The organism is Cardiobacterium valvarum (genome assembly GCF_900460955.1).
Lineage (GTDB): Bacteria > Pseudomonadota > Gammaproteobacteria > Cardiobacteriales > Cardiobacteriaceae > Cardiobacterium > Cardiobacterium valvarum.
In genome coordinates this window covers 1,500,882-1,522,446 of record NZ_UFUW01000001.1, presented here as the reverse complement: position 1 = coordinate 1,522,446, position 21,565 = coordinate 1,500,882, and the positions used below count along the sequence as shown (strand labels likewise).

Annotated in this window: 18 protein-coding genes and 1 pseudogene; 10 read left to right on the top strand and 9 right to left on the bottom strand. The window is 55.0% G+C overall.

Annotated elements, in window-relative coordinates:
• Positions 1-20 precede the first annotated feature (20 nt).
• Positions 21-524: a UPF0149 family protein gene (locus DY250_RS07455; protein WP_115611745.1), complete on the bottom strand. Its 504-nt coding sequence runs from the start codon at positions 522-524 to the stop codon at positions 21-23.
• Positions 525-620: 96 nt separating this feature from the next.
• Here DY250_RS07455 and DY250_RS07450 point away from each other — a divergent pair, with 96 nt between their 5' ends.
• Both DY250_RS07450 and DY250_RS07445 read left to right on the top strand, forming a co-directional pair.
• Positions 621-1,046: a hypothetical protein gene (locus DY250_RS07450; protein ID WP_115611744.1), complete on the top strand. Its 426-nt coding sequence runs from the start codon at positions 621-623 to the stop codon at positions 1,044-1,046.
• On the top strand, positions 1,039-1,344 hold the full coding sequence (locus tag DY250_RS07445) for a cell division protein ZapA (protein WP_006984749.1): 306 nt from the start codon (positions 1,039-1,041) through the stop codon (positions 1,342-1,344). The genes DY250_RS07450 and DY250_RS07445 overlap by 8 nt, the downstream gene beginning before the upstream one ends.
• Before the next feature lie 296 nt (positions 1,345-1,640).
• Here the strand turns inward: DY250_RS07445 and DY250_RS07435 are convergent.
• Positions 1,641-2,431, bottom strand: a pseudogene (locus tag DY250_RS07435) (IS5 family transposase).
• 194 nt (positions 2,432-2,625) lie between these two features.
• On the opposite strand from DY250_RS07435, the gene DY250_RS07430 reads away from it, so the two are divergent.
• From DY250_RS07430 to DY250_RS07395, 5 genes are all read left to right on the top strand, one after another.
• Positions 2,626-4,173 (top strand): type I restriction-modification system subunit M, encoded by a 1,548-nt coding sequence (locus DY250_RS07430; RefSeq protein ID WP_115611743.1) that lies wholly within the window; start codon positions 2,626-2,628, stop codon positions 4,171-4,173.
• On the top strand, positions 4,170-5,183 hold the full coding sequence (locus tag DY250_RS07425) for a virulence RhuM family protein (RefSeq protein ID WP_115611742.1): 1,014 nt from the start codon (positions 4,170-4,172) through the stop codon (positions 5,181-5,183). The genes DY250_RS07430 and DY250_RS07425 overlap by 4 nt, the downstream gene beginning before the upstream one ends.
• Positions 5,180-6,598 carry a restriction endonuclease subunit S gene (locus tag DY250_RS14275; protein ID WP_218565560.1) on the top strand — a complete coding sequence of 473 codons (1,419 nt, stop codon included), beginning with the start codon at positions 5,180-5,182 and terminating at the stop codon, positions 6,596-6,598. Before DY250_RS07425 ends, DY250_RS14275 begins: the two co-directional genes overlap by 4 nt.
• 511 nt (positions 6,599-7,109) lie before the next feature.
• Positions 7,110-7,646 carry an REP-associated tyrosine transposase gene (locus tag DY250_RS07400; RefSeq protein ID WP_115611741.1) on the top strand — a complete coding sequence of 179 codons (537 nt, stop codon included), beginning with the start codon at positions 7,110-7,112 and terminating at the stop codon, positions 7,644-7,646.
• Between the two features lie 104 nt (positions 7,647-7,750).
• Positions 7,751-10,882 (top strand): type I restriction endonuclease subunit R, encoded by a 3,132-nt coding sequence (locus DY250_RS07395; protein WP_115611740.1) that lies wholly within the window; start codon positions 7,751-7,753, stop codon positions 10,880-10,882.
• Positions 10,883-11,170: 288 nt separating this feature from the next.
• On the opposite strand, the gene purM is transcribed toward DY250_RS07395, so the two are convergent.
• Together purM and purC are read right to left on the bottom strand one after the other, a co-directional pair.
• Positions 11,171-12,166: a phosphoribosylformylglycinamidine cyclo-ligase gene (gene purM, locus DY250_RS07390; RefSeq protein ID WP_115611739.1), complete on the bottom strand. Its 996-nt coding sequence runs from the start codon at positions 12,164-12,166 to the stop codon at positions 11,171-11,173.
• 102 nt (positions 12,167-12,268) lie between these two features.
• Positions 12,269-13,000: a phosphoribosylaminoimidazolesuccinocarboxamide synthase gene (gene purC, locus DY250_RS07385; RefSeq protein ID WP_115611738.1), complete on the bottom strand. Its 732-nt coding sequence runs from the start codon at positions 12,998-13,000 to the stop codon at positions 12,269-12,271.
• Between the two features lie 103 nt (positions 13,001-13,103).
• Here purC and DY250_RS07380 point away from each other — a divergent pair, with 103 nt between their 5' ends.
• The 3 genes from DY250_RS07380 to rnhB are packed head-to-tail and all read left to right on the top strand — an operon-like array spanning position 13,104 to position 14,088.
• Positions 13,104-13,292 (top strand): 2-hydroxymuconate tautomerase, encoded by a 189-nt coding sequence (locus DY250_RS07380; RefSeq protein ID WP_006986785.1) that lies wholly within the window; start codon positions 13,104-13,106, stop codon positions 13,290-13,292.
• Positions 13,289-13,501, top strand: a complete 213-nt coding sequence (locus DY250_RS07375) for a SlyX family protein (protein ID WP_172542270.1) — start codon at positions 13,289-13,291, stop codon at positions 13,499-13,501. Before DY250_RS07380 ends, DY250_RS07375 begins: the two co-directional genes overlap by 4 nt.
• Positions 13,501-14,088 (top strand): ribonuclease HII, encoded by a 588-nt coding sequence (gene rnhB, locus DY250_RS07370; RefSeq protein WP_115611737.1) that lies wholly within the window; start codon positions 13,501-13,503, stop codon positions 14,086-14,088. Before DY250_RS07375 ends, rnhB begins: the two co-directional genes overlap by 1 nt.
• Here rnhB and mgtE read toward each other — a convergent pair.
• From mgtE to DY250_RS07345, 5 genes are all read right to left on the bottom strand, one after another.
• On the bottom strand, positions 14,074-15,507 hold the full coding sequence (gene mgtE, locus DY250_RS07365) for a magnesium transporter (RefSeq protein ID WP_115611736.1): 1,434 nt from the start codon (positions 15,505-15,507) through the stop codon (positions 14,074-14,076). The genes rnhB and mgtE overlap by 15 nt on opposite strands.
• 41 nt (positions 15,508-15,548) lie before the next feature.
• Positions 15,549-16,928, bottom strand: coding sequence for a patatin-like phospholipase family protein (locus DY250_RS07360; protein ID WP_115611735.1), 1,380 nt, complete (start codon positions 16,926-16,928; stop codon positions 15,549-15,551).
• 2 nt (positions 16,929-16,930) lie between these two features.
• Positions 16,931-17,206, bottom strand: a complete 276-nt coding sequence (locus tag DY250_RS07355) for a hypothetical protein (RefSeq protein WP_115611734.1) — start codon at positions 17,204-17,206, stop codon at positions 16,931-16,933.
• A gap of 250 nt (positions 17,207-17,456) precedes the next feature.
• Positions 17,457-19,124, bottom strand: coding sequence for an ABC transporter ATP-binding protein/permease (locus DY250_RS07350; RefSeq protein WP_115611733.1), 1,668 nt, complete (start codon positions 19,122-19,124; stop codon positions 17,457-17,459).
• 182 nt (positions 19,125-19,306) lie between these two features.
• The gene (locus DY250_RS07345) at positions 19,307-21,499 is read right to left on the bottom strand and encodes a TonB-dependent siderophore receptor (RefSeq protein ID WP_115611732.1); all 2,193 of its coding nucleotides are present in this window, start codon (positions 21,497-21,499) and stop codon (positions 19,307-19,309) included.
• Positions 21,500-21,565 lie beyond the last annotated feature (66 nt).

Below are 21,565 nucleotides of genomic sequence, written 5' to 3'. Positions count from 1 at the left end.
TGGGGCTCCTTTTTAGCAGGTTATTTGTTGTGGCGGTGGCAATAGGCGTAGAGCATTAGCGCGCCCATGCGGCAGTGTTCTTCGAGGCTGGTGAGCATTTGCCGGTTCTCTTCGCTGTCTGCCAAGCGATCGTCGAGTTTGCTGATTTCGTCAAGATCGGCAAGGAAGGCGCGGCAGTCGTCATCCAGTTTGGGATTGAGCCAGTGCGCGGCGACGGTGAATCCCTGCACCCAGGTAACGAGCGCTTCAGCGCGTGCGGCGAGGGTACCTTCTTCGGGCAGCAGTAGTTGGTAGTCAAGCGCCTCACCAGCGAGGGTTTCTTCGATTTGTGCGGCAAGGCGGTCGAATGCTTCGCGCGCAAGCGCATCGACTTCCCCTTGTGCGAAGAGGATTTCCGGCCAGCGCGCACCGCTACCGCAGGCGACAAGGGCAGTTTGCATGCCGTGCGCTTCGCTGGCGGCAAACCACCAACCGCGTTCACGGATAAGGGCTTCGAGGGCATCATAATGAGGCTGTGTGGTCATGGTTTTGTCCGTATCTTCTGGAAAATGGTAGTATAGATGAAAGAGAGGTAATGGCTTTGGCCATTATGGTTTTTTAGTTTGAAAACGGGAATGTGCATGAAGCCAGTTCAGGAACGTTTACATATCGACGAATTAAAACGCGTCGAAAAGCAAACCAATATTTTGCTTAAAGCATGGCGGACGCTTAATAAAGAGCATCGGCAATTACAGGATGATTATGACCAACTCAATACACGCCATAATCAAAGCATTCAGGAACATCAGGAAGCGCAGGCGCAGCGCGCCGAGGAATATCGCGCCTCTTTGGAAAGTGCCGATGCCCGCTGGCGCAGTCGTTATGATGAAGAAAAAGCGAATTGGGCAGCGGAAAAAGAAGCGTTAATTCAGGCGCAGACCGATGCGCTAAAAGCGCAGGCGGAAGAACATCAGCGCGCCTATGCTGCCCTGCAAGCGGAATTGGATCGCTGCAATATGCGTAAACAGGCAATGATTGACCGGATTCGCGGGGTGGATCATGAGTAAGATGAAAGTAACTTTACAGATTCTGGAAAATACCTATCCGCTGATGTGTGAACCGCATGAACGCGATTTATTGCTTGAAGCAGCGGAGCAATTAAATCTTTCCCTCGCCGATATGCGACGAGATAATCCTAAAGTACCATTAGAGCGGTTAGTCATTCTTGGTGCTTTGCAAATGACCTTTGATTTGCTGTTGGAGAGACAAACGATTGCCCGCGAAGTCAGTATGGTCAATCAGGTCAGCGAGAAATTAATCAGTGCACTCAGTCAGGCGATCGCCGAAGAAAATCTGGGGGATTGATTGAGGCCCGGCCTTCGCCAATGCGGAGGCCTTTTTGTTTGTTCAATGAGGTAATTGCGATAAAAGTATTTTTGGTAAGCGCATTATGTGCCAGTGCCATGTTTGTAGGGGCGCAGGCGGAAACAGCGACCGATAAAGGCGGTAATGTTACCGAACCCAAGACTGCATAGCAGGTTTTTCATGGCGAAACGTTTGACAGTGTGCAGGTCTATCCGAAGGCGACATTACATACCTGGAACCGGAAAAAGGCAGCGGGCGGTGAGGGCGATTTGCTTGGTGAATTGCTTAGAACGTGTTTATAGTCTTCGTAGCAGGATTCCCAAGAAAGCCAAAACGACCATTTGCAAACTGGTACTCAACTTACGCTCGCAGTTTTTCCAAAGCCGCCTGTGCTTTTCCAACCAGGAAAAACTGCGCCCTACTACCCATCGCTTCGGCAATACCGCAAAACGGTGCAATTCGTTTCGCTTGGCAATCCCTACCCCGCACCCATCAACCCCTGTACCGACGAAGCAAATGCCTTACCCGTGTAACCACCGTCGCAAGGACTTTTGTACCGCACCAAGATTATCCCGCTCACGTTCCAATGCCGGCAGGCTGCCTTTCCTATCCGTAACATCCACCGTCGTCACCGCAAGGGCATGCGGCAAACCCTGCGTGTCAACCGCTATATGCCGCTTGATACCGCTCACTTTCTTGCCGGCATCGTAGCCTTTTCCACAAGCTGTATCCGTGTTCTTCACGCTTTGCGCGTCCAATAATCAGGAAAATGGTTGCTTCATTACGTCCCTGCTTTCGACGTGCTGCGGCCACCTGATTTTTTTAACGCTTCCTCAAGGATACTGATGCCACTTTCGCGGGGTTCGCTCCATCTCCGGAAGTAGGAATGAACGGTGCGCCATTTGGGAAAATCGCCCGGTAAGGCGCGCCAGGCACAACCGTTGCGCAGAAGATAGAGAATGGCAAAAAAGACATCGTACAAGTCCGCTTTGCGTGGTGCTGTGCGTTTACGGGCACTTTCCAAAAGAGGGAGAAGGGGGGCAAATTGTGTGCGACTGATATCGCTTGGGTAGGCTTTTCTGTTCATGCCGATAGTTTATAGCTGAGGCGAAGACTATGAACACGTTCTTAGACGGCGGAAAAATCCGACGCGCCAGTGTCGGATTTTTTCATGCCTACGTCGCTTGGTAGATACAAAGTCCGCCAGTATCAAACAGACCCCGAACCGCTGAACGGGGGCGCCTATAATGCCCACTCCGAACCCACAGCATAGGATCCCCCATGACAGCGACCCAACAACGCGCCCAACTGCACCGCCAAATCTGGAAAATCGCCGACGACGTGCGCGGCGCTGTGGACGGCTGGGACTTCAAACAATACGTCCTCGGCACCCTCTTTTACCGCTTCATCAGCGAACATTTCACCGACTACATCCAGGGTGGCGATGCCAGTGTCGGATATGCCGCCATGACCGACGACATTATCACCCCGGAAATTATGGATAACGCCGTCAAAACCAAAGGCTACTTCATCTACCCCAGCCAGCTCTTTTGCAACGTCGTCGCCCATGCCCACAAGAACGACCAGCTCAATACCGAGCTGAAAGCCATCTTCAGCGCCATTGAAAAATCCGCTTCCGGCTACCCGTCAGAAGCGGCAATCAAAGGCCTCTTTGACGACTTCGACACCACCAGCCCCCGCCTTGGCAGCACCGTCGCCGACAAAAACAAACGCCTCACCGCCGTCCTCAAAGGCGTGGCGGAGCTCGATTTCGGCGACTTCGCCGACCATCACATCGACCTCTTCGGCGATGCCTACGAATACCTGATTTCCAACTACGCCGCCAATGCGGGCAAATCTGGTGGCGAATTCTTCACTCCGCAGAACGTCTCGCAACTGATTGCCCGCCTCGCCCTATTCGGGCAGGAAAGCGTGAACAAAATCTACGACCCTGCCTGCGGCTCCGGCTCGCTGCTGCTGCAGGCAAAAAAACAGTTCGACGAACACAAAATAGAAGAAGGCTTCTTCGGGCAGGAAATCAACCACACTACCTACAACCTCGCCCGCATGAACATGTTCCTGCACAACATCAACTACGACAAATTCCACCTCGCCCTCGGCGACACCCTGCTCAACCCGCAACTCAAGGACGACAAACCCTTTGACGCCATCGTCTCTAACCCGCCCTATTCCCTCAACTGGATCGGCAGCGACGACCCCACCCTGATTAACGATGACCGTTTCGCCCCCGCTGGTGTATTGGCGCCTAAAAAATATGCAGATTTTGCCTTTATCCTGCACGCCCTCAGCTACCTCTCCGCCAAAGGCCGCGCCGCCATCGTCTCTTTTCCCGGCATTTTTTACCGTACACACCCGTTAGCAGAGCAGAAAATCCGCCGCTACCTGGTGGATAATAATTACGTGGAAACCGTGATTGCCCTCGCGCCCAACCTCTTCTACGGCACCACCATCGCCGTCAACATCCTGGTGCTCTCCAAACACAAAACCGACACCAGCATCCAATTCATTGACGCTGGCCGCTACTTCAAAAAAGAAACCAACAACAACATCCTCACCGCCGAACACATCGAACAAATCCTGCAACACTTCGCCGCAAAAGCCGACGTGCCGCACATCGCCTGCAACGTTGCGCAAGAAACCATCCGCGCCAACGACTACAACCTGGCGGTGAGCAGCTACGTTGAAGCCGAAGACACCCGCGAAATCATCGACATCGCGCAGCTCAACGCCGACATCCGCGCCACCGTCGCCAAAATCGACCAACTACGCCGCGAGATAGATGACGTCATCGCGGAGATAGAGGCATGAGCATCATCCTTTACACCGCCAGCGACGGTACCGCCCAATTCGCCTTGCAAGAATTTGACGAACAACTGTGGCTGACCCAGGCAGACCTGGCGGAGCTGTACCAAATTACACCGCAAGGCATCACGCAGCACATCCAGGCCGTTTATCGGGAAGGAGAATTAACAGAAGAGGCAACTTGTAAGAAATCCTTACAAGTTCAAACAGAGGGCGGCAGAACCATCAGACGACAGCGCAAATACTATTCCCTGCCCATGATCATCGCCGTCGGCTACCGCGTCCGCTCCGCGCGCGGCACCCAATTCCGCCAATGGGCAACCGAACGGCTGGGCGAATACCTGAGCAAAGGCTTCACCATGGACGATGAACGGCTGAAAGGCGCAGGCGGCGGCGACTACTGGAAAGAACTGCTCAACCGCATCCGCAACATCCGCAGCAGCGAAAAAGCCCTGTACCGCCAAGTGCTCGACTTATACGCCACCAGCCAGGATTACAACCCGAAAAGCAGCGAAACCAGAACCTTCTTTGCCGCCGTACAAAACAAACTGCACTATGCCGCCAGCCGCCAAACCGCCCCCGAACTGATATACAGCCGCGCCGACAGCAGCAAAGACTTCATGGGGTTGACCACCTTTCAGGGCGCAATGCCTACCCTGGACGAAGCCAAAATCGCCAAAAACTACCTGAACGAAGACGAACTGTTCCGCCTGAACCGCCTGGTTTCCGCCTTTTTCGACCTGGCGGAAATCAAGGCACAGGCGCAACACCCCATGTACATGCGCGACTGGATTGCCGAACTCGACAAATTTTCCGGACTGTACGGCCAGGGCGTATTGCAGGACACAGGCAGCATCAGCCGCAAACAGGCGGAACAAAAAGCCGAACACGAATACCGCGCCTACGAAGCCCGCACCCTGTCGCCGATCGAACAAGCCTATCTGGAAAGCGTCAAAGCCCTGGAAAAAACAGCAGTGCAACACCTGAAACAACAAAAAGGAGGCAAAACATCATGAACCATCAAGACGAAGCTAAAAACCTGATGGCATTAGTGCAAAACATGACGGTGGAGTGGAAGCCGTTGGGGGAGGTTGCTCCTATCTCAAGAGGTAAAAGATTGGTTCGCAGCCAGCTACAAGATAATGGTCAGTACCCTGTGTATCAAAATAGTTTGCAACCGTTAGGGTTTTACGACGACCAGAATTGCAGGGCATATATGACTTTTGTGATTGCAGCAGGAGCAGCAGGCGAAATCGGTTTTAGCGATATTGAATTTTGGGCAGCCGATGATTGTTATTACTTTGACTGTCCCAAAGAAATATTGCATGACAAATTTTTATATTATTTTCTTCTTTCAGAAAGACACCAATTGACAAGCCAAATTAGAAAAGCAAGCGTTCCAAGGCTTGGGCGGGTATCAATCGAAAAAATAAAAATCCCCATCCCGCCTCTGGAAACCCAACAAAAAATTGTAAAAATACTTGACAAATTCACCGAGCTGGAAGCCACGCTAGAAGCCACGCTAGAAGCAGAATTACACCTTAGAAAGCAACAATACAATTATTATCGCGATTACCTCTTGACATTTGACGAAAGCGGCAAACAATCCTTGACAGACAGACAGACAGACAGACAGACAGACAGACAGACAGACAGACAGACAGACAGACAGACAGACAGACAGACAGACAGACAGACAGACAGACAGACAGACAGACAGACAGACAGACAGACAGACAGACAGACAGACAGACAGACAGACAGACAGACAGACAGACAGACAGACAGACAGACAGACAGACAGACAGACAGACAGACAGACAGACAGACAGACAGACAGACAGACAGACAGACAGACAGATTAAATGGGCTGCCTGAAAAAGTTGTTTGGAAACGATTGGGGGAAATATTTGATATTTCTGCTGGTGGTGACGCACCAAAAGATGCTTTATCTGAAGTAGAAACAGAAGAATTTTGTATTCCTATTTTATCTAATGGTATAGGAAGTAAGGCACTATATGGCTGGACTAATGTTGCTAAAATTAATCAACCCAGTTTAACTATATCAGCTAGAGGAACGATAGGCTGGACTAGCTTTCAGGATAGACCATTTTTTCCAATAGTCCGCCTGCTAGCATTAACGCCAAAAATTGAAATAAACGTAAAATATGCCTACTACTTTATGAAAACCATTGAAGCAGATTATAAAATTCCTGAAAGTGGCATCCCACAACTAACAAAGCCAATGATAAAAGATATTGAAATCCCCATCCCCCCGCTTGCCGAGCAAGCCCGTATCGTCGCTATACTTGATAAATTCGACACCTTGACCACATCCCTCAGCGAAGGCTTGCCGTATGAAATCGCCCTGCACCGCAAACAATACGAGTACTACCGCGAACAACTGCTGAACTTTCCAAAAAGCCATTAAAGTAGGGTGGGCTTTAGCCCACCATGTGTTTATGCCGATATATTTGTGGTGGGCTGAAGCCCACTCTACATAACCATGTAAAATATATTTATGGGTTGGTGTTTATACGAATACTTTGCGGCAGGTTAAAACCCACCCGCATAGAATACAAAAACGTACGTTTGTAGGGTGGGCTTTAGCCCACCATGTGTTTATGCCGATATATTTGCGGTGGGCTGAAGCCCACCCTACATAACCATGTAAAATATATTTATGGGTTGGTGTTTATACGAATACTTTGCGGCAGGTTAAAACTCACCCTGCTTAAAAAACAAAAACGTGCGTTTGTAGCCCACCAAGTATTTATCTTTTGATGTATATTGTGTTGAGCTAGAACCCACTCTACATGACTGCCTTGCTTGCTTTGCGGTAGGTTAGGTAATAATGCAAAATATGTTTGCAGATGAATTTATACCTACCAATAAAAACAAAAGAACCGGGCAAAACTATCTACATTTAAAGGATAAATGAAATGGCTGATTACCGGAGAGTATTCGTACGCGGCGGCTTGTATTTTTTTACTTTGGTACTGCAAGACCGCTCAAAAAGTTATTTGACGGATTATATTGATATTATCCGTGCCGCATATAAAGAAACCATCGCCCGTCATCCCTTTGAAACGGTCGCCATTTGTATCTTGCCGGATCATGTCCATTTGCTGATACGCTTGCCGGAAGGAGAAGATGATTATCCGACGCGGATAGCGTATTTAAAAACACAATTTTCCCGTAATCTGCCAATACAAATCAGAAATCCTAATCAAAGCAAATTTAAGCGCAGGGAAACTGGTATTTGGCAACGACGCTATTGGGAGCATTTGATTCGGGATAATGCCGATTTGGCGAGACATATGGATTATATTTATTACAACCCTGTCAAACATGGCTATGTAAGCATGGTACAAGAATGGCCGTTTTCGTCGTTCCATCGTGATGTGAAAGCAGGGTTGTATCCATTAAATTGGGGCAACAGCATCAGCGAAGCCGCTTGGGATTTATATGATGACTGAAGTAGGGTGGGCTTTAGTCCGCCATAAAACATACTGGATAACCCATATGGTGGGCTAAAGCCCACCCTACTTGTTTTAACGCTACCTTATTTGGGAGAAATAACATGACTGAAACCACCAGACCCATCGCCGAGACCGATCATTTCATCGTCCTCGACAAATATGAAAAAATCGTGCAATCTGGCAATTATCAATCGGAAAAGCAGCTTGAAGAGGAATTGCTGGCCGATTTGCAACAGCAGGGCTATGAATACCGCCATGATTTGAACAGCCACAGCAAACTGCTGGCTAATCTGCGTGCGCAAGTGCAGCGGCTGAATGATGTCGTCTTCACTGATAGCGAATGGCAGCGTTTTTTGGCGGAATATCTGGATAAACCCTCAGATGGCATTGTCGATAAGACCCGCAAAATCCAGGATAACCACATTTATGATTTCGCTTTTGATGATGGCCGTCTAAAGAATATTTATCTTATTGATAAAAAGCAGCTTGCTCGCAATCAGGTGCAGGTTATCAACCAGTTTGAACAGACAGGGACACACGCCAACCGCTATGACGTGACTATACTGGTGAATGGCCTGCCGTTGGTGCATATCGAATTAAAGAAACGCGGCGTGGCGATTCGCGAGGCTTTTAATCAGGTGCACCGTTATAGCAAGGAGAGTTTCAACAGCGACAATTCGCTCTTCAAATTCCTGCAAATTTTCGTGATTTCCAACGGCACGGATACGCGCTATTTCGCCAATACCACCAAGCGCGATAAACGCAGCTTTGATTTCACCATGAATTGGGCGAAAGCAGATAATTACCCCATCAAGGATTTGAAGGATTTCACCGCCACTTTTTTGCAAAAACACACCCTGCTCAGCGTCCTGCTGCGTTACAGCGTCTTTGATGTGAATAACACGCTGCTGATTATGCGTCCTTATCAGATTGCTGCCGTCGAGCGGATTTTGTGGAAGATTAACAGTTCGGCGCAGACCAAAAACTGGTGCAAACCGGAAAGCGGCGGCTATATCTGGCACACCACCGGCAGCGGCAAAACCCTGACCAGCTTCAAGGCAGCGCGCCTCGCCACGGAGCTGGATTGCATCGATAAAGTGCTCTTTGTGGTGGACAGGAAAGATCTGGATTTCCAGACCATGAAGGAATATCAGCGTTTTTCGCCCGACAGCGTCAACGGCTCAAACAGTACGGCGGGACTGAAACGCAATCTGGAAAATGGCGATAATAAAATCATCGTTACCACCATCCAGAAGCTGAATAATCTGATGAAAAGCGAAGACAGTCTGCCGGTATATCAAAAGCCGGTCATTTTTATCTTCGATGAATGCCACCGCTCGCAATTCGGCGAGGCGCAAAAGAATCTGAAAAAGAAATTCAAGCAATTCTGCCAATTCGGCTTTACCGGTACGCCCATTTTTCCCGATAACGCCCTGGGAGCGGAAACGACAGTGGGTGTCTTTGGCCGTGAATTGCATTCCTATGTGATTACTGACGCCATCCGCGATGAAAAAGTGCTGAAATTCAAAGTGGATTACAACGACACGCGCCCGCAATTCCAATCGCTGGAAAGCGAGCAGGATGAAAAGAAACTGACTGCCGCCGAAAACCGACAGGCACTCTTGCATCCCGAACGCATCCGTAAAATCACTGAATATATCCTGCAACATTTCCGCGAAAAAACGCACCGCCTGAATGCGGGCGGCAAAGGCTTTAATGCCATGTTTGCGGTAAGCAGCATTGAGGCAGCGAAAAGTTATTATCAGGCATTCAAGGAACAGCAGGCAGGCAAGAATAATCCGCTGAAAGTCGCCACCATTTTTTCTTTTGCTGCCAATGAAGAGCAAAACGCTATTGGTGAAATCGTTGATGAAACCTTTGAGCCCACGGCGATGGAAAATAGCGCGAAAGAATTTTTGCAATCGGCCATTGAGGATTACAACGCCTGTTTCCACACCAGTTACAGCGTGGAAAGCAAGGCTTTTGAAAACTACTACAAGGATTTGGCCAAGCGGGTGAAAGGCAGGGACAGCGATGACAAACCGCTGCCCTATGCCGAGCGAGTGGATTTGCTGATTGTGGTCGGGATGTTCCTGACCGGCTTTGATGCGCCGGAACTCAATACCCTGTTTGTCGATAAAAACCTGCGCTATCACGGCCTGATTCAGGCGTTTTCCCGCACCAACCGCATTTTTAATGCCAGCAAAACCTTTGGCAATATCGTGACCTTTCGCGATTTGGAAGATGCGACGATTAAAGCCATTACCCTGTTCGGTGATAAAAACACCAAAAATGTAGTGCTGGAAAAAAGCTATCAGGAATACATGGAAGGCTATACCGATAATCTCACCGGCGAAGCACGGCGCGGCTATCTCGATGTGGTGCAGGAATTGCAGGATCGTTTCCCCGATCCCGATAAAATCGAAACAGAAAAAGACAAAAAGGATTTTGCCAAACTCTTTGGCGAATACCTGCGTGTGGAAAATGTCTTGCAGAATTATGATGAATTTGCCGCCTTGCAAGCTTTGCAGCAAATTGATGCCGATGACGCGGCGGCCATGCAGGGATTGCAGGAAAAATATTATTTGCAGGATGACGAACTGGCGAAAATGCAGGCAATCGCTATTCTCTCTGCGCGTCAGTTGCAGGATTACCGCTCCACTTATAACGACATCCGCGACTGGCTGCGGCAGAGCAAAGCGGGCGAAGCACAGGAAGCCTCCAAGCTGGATTGGGATGATGTGGTGTTTGAAATTGATTTGCTCAAATCGCAGGAAATTAATCTGGATTACATCCTGGAATTGATTTTCGAGCGGAACAAGAAAGTCAAAAACAAAACGGAACTGGTGGAAGAAATCCGCCGCATCATCCGTGCCAGCATTGGTAACCGCGCTAAGGAAAGCCTGATTGTCGATTTCATCAACCAGACAGATTTAGATGATATCCCCAACGTGCCGGCCATTATTGAGGCCTTTTTTACCTTCGCGCAGGAAGAGCAGCGGCGCGAGGCGGCGGAACTGGTTGCTGCCGAGGGGCTGAACGAAGCTGCCGCGAAACGCTATCTCGAAGTCTCGTTCAAACGCGGTTACGCTAGCGAAAACGGCACGGAATTGAGTGATGCCTTGCCGAAGATGAGCCCGCTCAACCCTCTGCATCTGGCAAAGAAACAAAGTGTCTTCCGAAAAATCGCCGCCTTCGTGGAAAAATTCCTGGGAGTCGGCGGCGGGCTGTGATACCGGTTCTGTGCATGAAGCCAGTATTTACGCCGCTTGGCGGACTTTTCTGATGATGTGAAGATGGCTGGCAATGTTGTGGTGGGAGAAGACCATTCTGCGCATGAAGCCAATGTTTACGCCGCCTGGCGGGCTTTTCCGATGGTGTGAAGATGAAAACGGCGGGCAATGTTGTGGTGGGCTGAAGCCCACCCTACGCATGAAGGCAGTGATTACGCCGCTTGGCGGGGATTTCCGGTGATGCGGAAATGGAAACAGCGGGTATTGGCCGCAGTTTTATAAGGTCGTTTAGCGCAATATCAGCGGTGTATCGCCGCTTTGCATTTCCCCGATGATGCGCGCAGCTTCGCCGTGGGTTTGCAGGGTGGCGAGGATGGCGTCCGCTTCGCTTGCCGGAGCGATGAGGATGAAACCGATGCCCATGTTGAAGGTGCCGTAGCTTTCTTCCCGCTTGACGTGTTGCAGGACGGTGTCCACAAGCGGCAGGGTGGGGAAGGCGGCGGTATCGACCACGGCGGTAAGGCCTTTGCGGTAGGCGCGCGGCAGGTTTTCCGGCAGGCCGCCGCCGGTGATGTGGGCGAGGCCGTGGATGCGGTGTTTGCCGAGGACGTCGAGGACGGGTTTGACGTAGATTTTGGTCGGGGTGAGCAGGTGTTCGCCGATGGTTTTGCCGTCACGCGTGACGCTGAGGTCGGTGAAGATTTTGCGCAGCAGTGAGTAACCGTTGCTGTGGTAGCCGCTGGATGGCAGGCCGATGAGGATGTCGCCCGCTTCTACTTTGCTGCCGTCGATAAGGTCGTCTTTTTCAACGACACCGACGGCAAATCCCGCGATGTCGTATTCGCCCGCCTGGTAGAAACCGGGCATTTCGGCGGTTTCGCCGCCGATGAGGGCGGCGCCCGCCTGTGCGCAGCCTTCGGCTACGCCTTTGACGATGTCGGCGGCGACCGCCGGTTCGAGTTTGCCGCAGGCGAGGTAGTCAAGGAAGTATTGCGGCGCGGCGCCGTGGCAGAGGATGTCGTTCACGCACATGGCGACGGCGTCGATGCCGATGGTGTCGTATTTTTCGAGAGCGAAAGCGATTTTGAGTTTGGTACCGACGCCGTCGGTGCCGGATACGAGGATGGGGTGCTTGTAACCGCTCAGGTCGTAAAAGGCGCCAAAGGCGCCGATTTGTCCGAGGACGCGGGCGTTGTGTGTCGCACCTGCGTATTGTTTGATGCGTTCGACGGTGTCGTAGCCCGCTTCTTTGTCCACGCCCGCGCTTTTGTAGTCGAGGTTCATGTGTTCTCCGGTTTGTTGGGTTAGTGGGCCGGTTGATGTGTTGCCCCCTCCGTCGCAAAGCGACACCTCCCCCGCAAGCGGGTGGAGGGACTTTTAGTGGTTTTATTCGTCCTCTTCTTCTTCCTCGAGTTCTTCGAGGCGGTCAAGGATGTCCTGGTAGGCTTCGATCAGGCCACCCATGTCGCGGCGGAAGCGGTCTTTGTCGAGTTTTTCGTTGGTATCGGCGTCCCAGAGACGGCAGCTGTCAGGGCTGATTTCATCAGCGAGGACGATTTCACCGTCGGCGGTGCGGCCAAATTCGATTTTGAAATCCACCAGCAGGACATCACATTCGTCGAAGATGTCAAAGAGGGTGGCGTTGATCTGGTCGGTGAGTTCGTAGATGCGGTCGAGTTCTTCGTAGGTGGCGATGCCGAGGGCAACGGCGTGGTCGTCGTTGATGAGCGGGTCGCTCAGAGCGTCGTTTTTATAGCAGATTTCGAAGATGGGGTATTCGGTTTCGGTACCTTCTTCGAAGCCGAGGCGTGCCGCCATGGAGCCGGCGATGACGTTCCTGACGATGACTTCGAGCGGGATGATTTCGACTTTTTCGCAGAGTTGCTCGCGCTCGTTCAGGGTGTCGCGGTAGTGGGTGGGGATGCCGGCGGCGATGAGAGCACGGAAGATCAGCGTGGCTATGCGGTTGTTGAGGATGCCTTTGCCTTCGATGATTTCATGTTTGGCGCCGTTGCCGGCGGTGGCATCGTCGTTGTAGTGGATGATGACGAGCTCCGGATCGTCGGTCGCATAGATGGCCTTGGATTTGCCGGTATAAAGCAGCGCTTTTTTTTCCATGTTACACCTCGGTTAGGGTTGAAGGACGCGGGCATTATAGCGAGTTCGCGCGGCTTGGGACTATAATCCAAGTCCCTTAATTGCATCTGTTTTCGAGGTATTTATGCCCATTGTCAATATCAAGATTGTGGAAGGCCGCAGTGTCGAACAGAAACGTGCGCTCGCGAAGAATGTTACCCGCGCCGTGGCCGAGAGCATCGGTGTGCCGGAAAGCGCCATCTGGATCAGCATTGAGGATTTGAAGGCGGAAAATCTCGCCCAGGGCGGCGAACTGCGTCTGGACCGTCAGTGACGGGCGAGGTGGAGGCGCGTTTGGAGCGCCTGGAATCGCGCCTGGCGTATCAGGAGGATTTGCTGATGGAGCTGAATGCGGGCGTCGCTGCCTTGCGCGAGACGCTGGATTTGCAGCAGGGGCAGTTGCGCCTGCTGTGGCAGCAGTTGCAGGAGCGCGATGTGCGCGAACCGCGTAATCCGGCGGACGAGATTCCGCCGCATTTTTGATGGCGGAGCTAGTTGCCGGCGTGGACGAAGCCGGACGCGGTGCGCTGGTCGGCAATGTCGTCGCGGCAGCGGTGATTCTGCCTGCAACGTTCAATTTGCCCGGCCTGACCGACAGCAAGAAACTCAGTGCCCGGCAGCGTGAGGCGTTATTCGACGCTATCACTGCGCAGGCGCTGGCGTGGTGCGCCGCTGCCGCCTCTTCCGCCGAGATTGATGCGGTGAATATTCATCACGCGACGCTGCTGGCAATGCGGCGTGCGGTGGAGGGGTTGGTAACGCCGCCGCAGTCCGTGCTGGTGGACGGCAAGTTCACACCGGAGCTCGCCATGCCGGCGCGGGCGATTGTGGGCGGCGACGCAAGCGAGGCCTGCATTGCCGCCGCATCCATCATCGCCAAGGTCACGCGGGACAGGCAGATGGCGGAGTTGGAGGCGCGCTTTCCCGGCTATGGTTTTGCCGCGCACAAGGGCTATGGCACGAAGGCGCATCTCGCCGCGCTCGCCCGTCTCGGCGCAACGCCGGAGCACCGCCGCAGTTATGCGCCGGTCAGGGCGGTGATGGCGGGTGGCTTTTTACAGCAGGAATAGGGTCGCGAGGCCGAGAAAGATAAAGAAGCCGCCGGAGTCGGTGACGGCGGTAATCAGCACTGAGCTGCCGAGTGCCGGGTCGCGTCCGGTTTTTTCCATGATGACCGGGATAAGGACGCCGACGGTTGCCGCAAGGAGCAGGTTCAGCGTCATCGCTGCCACCATGACGAAGCCGATACCGATGTTGTCGTAGAGCAGCCAGGAGGCAAGCCCCATCACGCTACCCCAGAGAAGACCGTTCACCAGTGCCACACCGATTTCTTTGCGCAGCAGTTTGCCCGCTTGTGCGGTGGAGAGCTGCCCCATCGCCAGCGCACGCACGATCATGGTGATGGTCTGGTTGCCGGAGTTGCCGCCGATGCCGGCGACGATCGGCATCAGGGTGGCAAGCGCCACAATTTTTTCGATGGAGCCTTCAAAGGCGCCGATGACGCGGCTGGCGAAAAAGGCGGTGCAGAGGTTGATGGCAAGCCACATCCAGCGGTTTTTTACGGAATCGAGCACCGGCGCAAAGAGGTCTTCTTCTTCCTGCAAACCCGCCATGTTAAGCATGTCGGCATCGGATTCTTCGCGGATAACGTCCACGATTTCGTCGATGGTGATGCGGCCGATAAGTTTGCGGTTTGCATCCACCACCGGCGCGGTAACGAGGTCGTAGCGCTCGAAAGCCTGCGCGGCGTCTTCGACGTCGTCTTCGGGGTGAAAAAGGACGACGTCTTTGATCATGATGTCTTCAACGCATTTGTCCGGCGCGGAAACGAGCAGTTTGCGCAGGAGTAGCACGCCGCGCAGGACGTCGTCTTCATCGGTAACAAATATTTTATCGGTGTGATCCGGCAGGCGGTCGAAGCGGCGCAGGTAGCGCAGGACGACTTCGCAGGTGACGTCCGCGCGGATGTCGAGCATTTCAAAGTCCATGATGGCGCCGACCTGGTTGTCTTCGTAGGACATCGCCGCCTGGATTTGCGCGCGCTCTTCGGCATCCCGCGTGCTCAGGGCTTCGTGCACTACTTCGCGCGGCAGGTCGTCGGCGAGTTCCGCCAGTTCGTCGGCATCCAGATCATCAACTGCCGCCAGCATTTCTTCTTGATCCATCATGCCGATGAGGCTTTCGCGCACGGCATCCGAGACTTCGAGCAAGACTTCGCCGTCTTCTTCCGGCACGGCGAGATGCCAGACGAGCATCCGCTCTTCCTGCGGCAGGGATTCGAGAATGTCAGCGACGTCAGCGGGGTGCAGCTCGACAAGGTTGGTGTTAAGTTCTGCCAATGCCGCTTGTTGCGCAGGATCGTCCAGTTGTGTCGCCCCGGTCATAATGGCGGCAGCAGCGGGCATCAGGGTTTCAACGAGCTGGTGGATGCGCTCGATGTTAGCTGAGGGGCGTTCGCGGGTATCGTCGGTGCGGTGTTCTTCGGTCATGGCGGTTTCCTCGCTGGATGGCTGCGCAAAAACAGCGGATTTTACCTGTTTTGTGCGGCGGGCGACGGCGATCTGCTCCGGTAAAGATGCAGCGGATCGACGGGCAGGGCAGGGCGGTTACCTTTCAGGCCGGGCAGGTTGCGGTAGGTCGTATTTTGTTCGAGCAGGATTTTTGCGCTTTGCCGCAGGGCGCGGATATCCGCTTCCGGCAGGTAGAAGGTGGTGCCGATGTTGAGCACCTGCTGTTTTAGAGGGCCGTCAGGCAGGTCATCCAGGCTGAGGTTGATGAAGTGCAGGGCGACGCGGTTTTTACCGCCGCGCGCGTTCCAGTCATCAGCGAAGCGGCGGAAGTTGCGGATGCTTTCCCGGGTGTTGCCGTCGATGGGGACGTTGATGATGGCGCTTGCCACGTCGTACAGGCCGGGGATGGCCGGGCTCTGGTCGATGCTGCTATCGAGGCGGTTTTGTGCGTTGACGCTGATGATGACGACATCGCGCACTTTGCCATCGGTGATGTGGCGGTAAATGTTGTCGCCGCCGTAGATATCGGCGAAATCAAGCAGGCTGCGCAGGCCGAGGTTATCGGTCAGGCCGCCGTCGAGCAGGTGGATGTAGGGGCGGGCGGCGCTGTTCTGATAGGGTGCGGTGAAGCGCTGCACGGCCTGTTCGCCCGTGGCGCGCGACGGCGGCTGGTAGTGGCAGTGGCCGCCGTGGTTATTGAGGGTCAGCGGCGCGAAGACCAGCGGCACGGCGCTGGAAGCAGCGACGGCGCGGGCAATCGGCAGACGGTTCAGGTCGAGGCAGAGCGCGTCAAAAAATTCCTGGGTGAATTCGATGCGCTGGCCGATGCTCATATCGGTGGCGCTGATGACGGCAAACGGCCCTTTGCGTCCGCTATCCAGCGCGGCGAAGGTCGCGCCGTGGTAAAGCAGGCGGTCAAGTTCTTCGGCAAGCAGGTCGCCACGCCCGTATTCGGGAGCGGTGAGGCGTGGCAGGTTGGCGAGCGAGAAGAGTTGGCGCAGTACCGCGCTTTGCAGATTCTGACGCAGGAACTGCCGCTCGAATTGCGGCACGGTATCCACGCCATGCAGGGCGAAATAGGTGGCGAGGATGGAGCCGCCGGAGACGCCGTGCACGAGGTCGATTTTCGCGAGCAGCGATTCGGTTTTGCCGTAACCGGTCACCGGCGTCGCCGCCAGTGTTTCCAGCACACCGTAGCCGAAGGCAGCCGCACGCGTGCCGCCGCCGGAGAAGAGGAGGACAAGCAGCAGGCCGTCGTCGTTTTGTGTGGTATCGAGAGCTGCTTCCAGGCGGTAACCGCGACTGCGGTCAACGTGGTCAAGGGTAGCGAGCGGCTGATATTCGATGAGCGAACAGGCAGCGAGGAGGAACGGTAGCAGGAAGAGGATGAGGCGGCGCATGGTCAGGCAAGGTGGGTGAAGAAGCGGATGGCAATCAGGATGGCTACGACAATTTCTGCGGCGAGAAACACGGCAAAACAGGTGTAGCCGACTCGCGGTGGCTGACGGCGGGTGATGATGCCGATGATGACGAGTGCGAGGAAAGCAATGGCCGCGAGCGCAACGAGGTAGCCGATGACGACGAGGCCGACCAGGGAATAGCGGGCGATAGGCTGATGCGCGGATTCCGCCGCGATCCAGGCGGCGAGCAGGAGGAGGATGTTGTCAATGCCAAACATGGAGACTCCGGGGATTGGGCGGTCAGGAGAAGCGGCGCGGTTACCGGGTTTTGTTGCTATCGCGATTCGTCTGGCCCTTTCTCGCGGCGCGAACGCTTCGTGTCTTCAACCCCTACCGCCGGGCATCCGTAAAAATGCTTGTGTTGTTGTGAAATTAGCCGCTGAGGGAGGCCTTTTTGTCGTGTACGAAGCCCAAGGGGATCGTGAAATCGCTAATAGGGTAACAAGAGTCAGGAAGCGAAACAGCAAGTTATGGTTGTGCATAGCCGTTCAGATCGAGGCGACGGGTGAAGAGTGCCTTGATCGGTGGCTGGTGGCTGATGGCGAGGCAGAGGGTCTGCGGCAGGGCTTCTATCAGGGTTTGCATCAGGGTGCAGGCGGCAGCGTCATCGAGCTGGTTGGTTGCTTCGTCAAGGATGAGGATGTGTGGCTGGGCGATGAGGGCGCGGGCGAGGCTGATGCGCTGTTGTTCGCCGCCGGAGAGGATGCGCTGCCATTCTTGTTCGTAATCAAGCTGGTCGGCGAGGCGGCCGAGGCCGACTTGTTGTAATGCGGCGCGGAGGTGTTCGTCCGCGATGCCGTCGTGCGCGGGGTAGCAGAGGATGGCGCGCAGGGTGTCCTGCGGCAGGTAGGGACGCTGTGGCAGGGTGAGGACGCCGTGCGCGGGCAGACGGTAACGCCCCCGGTAGTATGGCCAGATGCCAGCGAGGGTACGCAGCAGGGTGGTTTTGCCGATGCCGCTTTTGCCGTCAAGCAGCAGCCAGTCGGGTGCAGCGGCGTGCAGGTTGAGGTTCTGGAGCAGGGGGCGGCCATCGGCGGTGCTGATACAGAGCCCGGTGGTGCTGATGTGGCCGTTATCGCCGCTGTCGCTTTGTTTGTGCTCGGGCAGTCGGGCGAGGGCGTCCTGGAAACGGGCCAGGCGTTCGATGACCGCTGCCCAGAGGATGAGCTGTTTGTACACGTCGAGGAACCAGCCGAAGCCATCCTGCACGCGGGCAAAGGAGGAGCGGGTCTGCATCACGTCGCCGAAGGTGAGGGTTTTGGCGAGGTACATCGGCAGGGTGGCGAAGATGGGGATGAAGATGCTGATGCGGACGTAGCTGGCAAAGAAGGTACCGAACCAGAGTTCGCGGTTGATGAGGGCGCGCCAGTTGTCTTTGATGTGCTCGAAGCGCTGTTGCAGGCGGGCTTCTTCTGCCGCTTCGCCCCGGTACAGGGCGATTTGTTCGCTGTGATCGCGGATGCGTAGCAGGGTGGCACGGTAGTCGGCTTCGCGGTGCTGGCGCTCGACGTTAAGGTGTTGCAGTTTGTGGCCGATGAGGTGGCCGATGAGGGTGGTCAGGGCGGAATAGGCCAGCGCTATCCAGACGAGGTAGCCGTGGATGGTGATGTTGTATCCGAAGAGGGTGATGGTGTGGACGCCGGAGAGTCCCCAGAGGATGCCGAGGTAGGTGATGAGGGTCACGCTTTTCGAGATGAGGTTGCGGATGAGTTCGAGGGTTTGTTCGGCGAGCAGGGCGATGTCTTCGGCGATGCGCTGGTCAGGGTTGTCGGGTTCGTCGCCGAGTTGCAGGCGGTAGTGTTTGTGGTTTTGCAGCCAGGCGCGCTGGAAGTCGCGGCTCATGTGTTCACGCCAGCGGATGCGCAGCACTTTGCGCAGCCATTCGCCACTGACCATGAAGGCGACGACCAGGCCGAGGTAGCCGAGGTATTCGATGACGAGTCCGGGCAGGATGGCACCGTCCAGCGCGGCAAGGGCGTCGTAGAAGCGTTTGTCCCAGCGGACAATCCACACGCCGATGAGGATGAGGATGAGCGTGCAGGCGGTGTCGGCAGCGAGCAGTCCCCAGGCGGCAAGGCTGCGGCGGGTGAACCAGTAGGAGGCGATGAGGCGGTAGAAGCGGGCGAGGGTTTTCATGTAGCAGGTGTGGTTGGGACGTGGCGTCAGGTGGTGCTGTGTGGTTTTGGGGGTTGTCTGCGACCGGACGCCCCCTCCCTGCCTCTTTCGCGCAAGCGGGAGGGCGGGCAAGGTGTGGTTTTTTTCTGCGGACGCAAAGGGTCAGGTTGGTCCGCCTGCCCTGATTCAGGCAGGCGGGAGGTTCAGAAGTCCCAGCGGAAGGTGAGCATGGCGTTGCGTGGTTCGCCGTAGAAGTGTCCCTGGCTGGTGCCACGGTGTGCGTAGCTTTCGTAGTAGTGCTTGTCGGTCAGGTTGTTGATGTTGAGGCCGATGCGCAGGTTTTTTTCCGGCTCGTACTGTACGTTGGCGTGCCAGACGGTGTAGCCGCCGAGGTAGTGTTTGTTGCCATCCACGGTGATGGGGCTGCTTTTGCTTTGCATGTTGAAGCCGCCGCCGATGCTCCATTTGCTTGCCGCACCGGGCAGGCGGTATTGGGTACTGGTGCGCAGGATGTGGCGCGGGGTGTGCTGGCTGAAGTCCACGCCTTTGCCGTTGCGGGTGATGGTTTTGGTCGCCGCTGTCGAGGTGTATTCGCGGGTGTTGTAGGTGTAGCCTGCGAAGATGCGCCAGTCATCCGTGAGGTTGCCCGCGATTTCGGCGTCAATGCCGCGACTTTGCAAGCGTACCGGGGTGTAGATGCTGCGGTCGCCACGCTGCCATTCGCGCACGGCACCGGTCGCCGGGTCGATGCCTTTCCAGGTGTCGATGGGCTGGTTGTGTTTTTCGGTCTGGAAGAAGGCGAGGGTGGTGTTGATGCGGTCATCGTTCCAGCTGCCTTTCCAGCCGATTTCGTAGTTGTTGCCCATCACCGGCGGCAGTGTTTTGCCGTTGATGTCAAGGTAGTCGCCGCTGTATTTGAAGATGCTGCTGTAACTGGCGTAGAGGCTTTGTTGCGGGGTGAGGTCGTAGGTGATGCCCGTGTAGGGGATGAGGCGGCCTTTGCCGTATTTGCTGTCCGGCTTGCTCATCCATGAGAGGTGCTGATGCTGCTGCCAGCGGCTGTAGCTCGCCCCGATGAGGAGGTGCCAGCGCTCTATGGGGTTGAGGCGGGTGGCCAGGCCGAGGGTGTGGGTATGGATGGTGGTGTGGCGGACTTCTTCGGGCAGGGCGTTCCAGTCAGCGGGTTGGGCGATTTCCGTACCTTGCCAGCGGAAAATGTTGTATTCGCCTGCGATTTTTTTGCCGTGCCAGGTGTTGTCGAATTTTTCGCGGTTGTAGTTGTAGCCTGCGTAGAGTTCGTGTTCGCGGCCGAACAGGGTGTATTTGCCGTCAAGGTCGCTGCGGAAATTCCACTGGTTGCTGTGGCGGTCGCTGTGGCCGATAAAGCCGTCGCTAACGGTGCCGCTTGCGCTGACATTGCTACGCTGCGGCACGTAGCCATAAGCGGTTTGCGAGGTACTGTGTTTGTATTCGAGGGCGCTGTTTAGTTTCCAATTGTCATTGAATTGGTGGTCAAGTTCGATAAAGGCATCCTGTTTGTGGTAGGTGCTGCGGTTCCAGCTTGCGCCGAGGTAGGTGCTGCGTGGCAGACGCAGGTCGCGTCCTTTTACGTCGGCGGGCAGGCCGAATAGGCTCGGCGTGTCGTGTTCGTGGTGGTAGGTTCCGCCCAGGGTCAGGGTGGTGCTGTCGCCGAGGTTTTTGTCCAGGACGCCGTAAAGGACTTGTTTGTCGCCATCCACGTGGTCGCGGAAGGTGTTATCGCGTTCGAGGGTGCCGACGACCCGGCCGCGCAGACCGTATTCTTCGCTGAGGGTGCCGGAAAAGTCGCCGCTTGTCCGCACTTTGCCGAAGCGGTCCACTTGTCCTTCGATGCTGCGTCGGTTGTCTGCCGTCGGACGTTTGCGGATAGCGTTGATGCTGCCGCCCGGTTCGCTTGCCGCTTTTTTCAGGCCGGTCGCGCCGCGCACGACTTCTATGCGTTCGTATAACGAGAGGTCGTTCAGCTGTTTCTGGTCGTGCGGGTTGTTGCCGCACATGGTGCAAACGGTGCTGTTAACGCCGTCTTCGCTGATTTGCGCGATGTCGAAGCCGCGCGACTGGTAGCGGTACTGGTAGCCCTGGCGGTAGATGTTGAGGCCGGTGGTGGTTTTCAGGGCATCTTCCAGGGTGGTGAGGCCGCGATCATCCATCTGCTGGCGGGTGATGACACTGACGGATTGCGGGGTATCCTTGACGGAGAGGTTGAGGCCGGTGGCAGTGGTTGTTGCAGGGGCGGTGTAGCTGTCGGATGTGTCCCTGTTAACGGTGATGGGGGCAAGGGTGTCGCTGTGTTGCGCGTATGTCTGCGTGGCGATGAGCAGGGCGGCGGTGAGGGTGGTGTTGTGGTGGCAGTGCATAGACGGGTTCTCCAGTGTCAAGGGTGGGAATAACGGGTGTGAAAAGTGATTTTCATTAATGATTAT

Coding starts and splice junctions, on each gene's coding strand:
- DY250_RS07455 (WP_115611745.1), bottom strand. CDS start 524: ATGACCACACAGCCTCATTATGATGCCCTCGAAGCCCTTATCCGTGAA.
- DY250_RS07450 (WP_115611744.1), top strand. CDS start 621: ATGAAGCCAGTTCAGGAACGTTTACATATCGACGAATTAAAACGCGTC.
- DY250_RS07445 (WP_006984749.1), top strand. CDS start 1,039: ATGAGTAAGATGAAAGTAACTTTACAGATTCTGGAAAATACCTATCCG.
- DY250_RS07430 (WP_115611743.1), top strand. CDS start 2,626: ATGACAGCGACCCAACAACGCGCCCAACTGCACCGCCAAATCTGGAAA.
- DY250_RS07425 (WP_115611742.1), top strand. CDS start 4,170: ATGAGCATCATCCTTTACACCGCCAGCGACGGTACCGCCCAATTCGCC.
- DY250_RS14275 (WP_218565560.1), top strand. CDS start 5,180: ATGAACCATCAAGACGAAGCTAAAAACCTGATGGCATTAGTGCAAAAC.
- DY250_RS07400 (WP_115611741.1), top strand. CDS start 7,110: ATGGCTGATTACCGGAGAGTATTCGTACGCGGCGGCTTGTATTTTTTT.
- DY250_RS07395 (WP_115611740.1), top strand. CDS start 7,751: ATGACTGAAACCACCAGACCCATCGCCGAGACCGATCATTTCATCGTC.
- purM (WP_115611739.1), bottom strand. CDS start 12,166: ATGAACCTCGACTACAAAAGCGCGGGCGTGGACAAAGAAGCGGGCTAC.
- purC (WP_115611738.1), bottom strand. CDS start 13,000: ATGGAAAAAAAAGCGCTGCTTTATACCGGCAAATCCAAGGCCATCTAT.
- DY250_RS07380 (WP_006986785.1), top strand. CDS start 13,104: ATGCCCATTGTCAATATCAAGATTGTGGAAGGCCGCAGTGTCGAACAG.
- rnhB (WP_115611737.1), top strand. CDS start 13,501: ATGGCGGAGCTAGTTGCCGGCGTGGACGAAGCCGGACGCGGTGCGCTG.
- mgtE (WP_115611736.1), bottom strand. CDS start 15,507: ATGACCGAAGAACACCGCACCGACGATACCCGCGAACGCCCCTCAGCT.
- DY250_RS07360 (WP_115611735.1), bottom strand. CDS start 16,928: ATGCGCCGCCTCATCCTCTTCCTGCTACCGTTCCTCCTCGCTGCCTGT.
- DY250_RS07355 (WP_115611734.1), bottom strand. CDS start 17,206: ATGTTTGGCATTGACAACATCCTCCTCCTGCTCGCCGCCTGGATCGCG.
- DY250_RS07350 (WP_115611733.1), bottom strand. CDS start 19,124: ATGAAAACCCTCGCCCGCTTCTACCGCCTCATCGCCTCCTACTGGTTC.
- DY250_RS07345 (WP_115611732.1), bottom strand. CDS start 21,499: ATGCACTGCCACCACAACACCACCCTCACCGCCGCCCTGCTCATCGCC.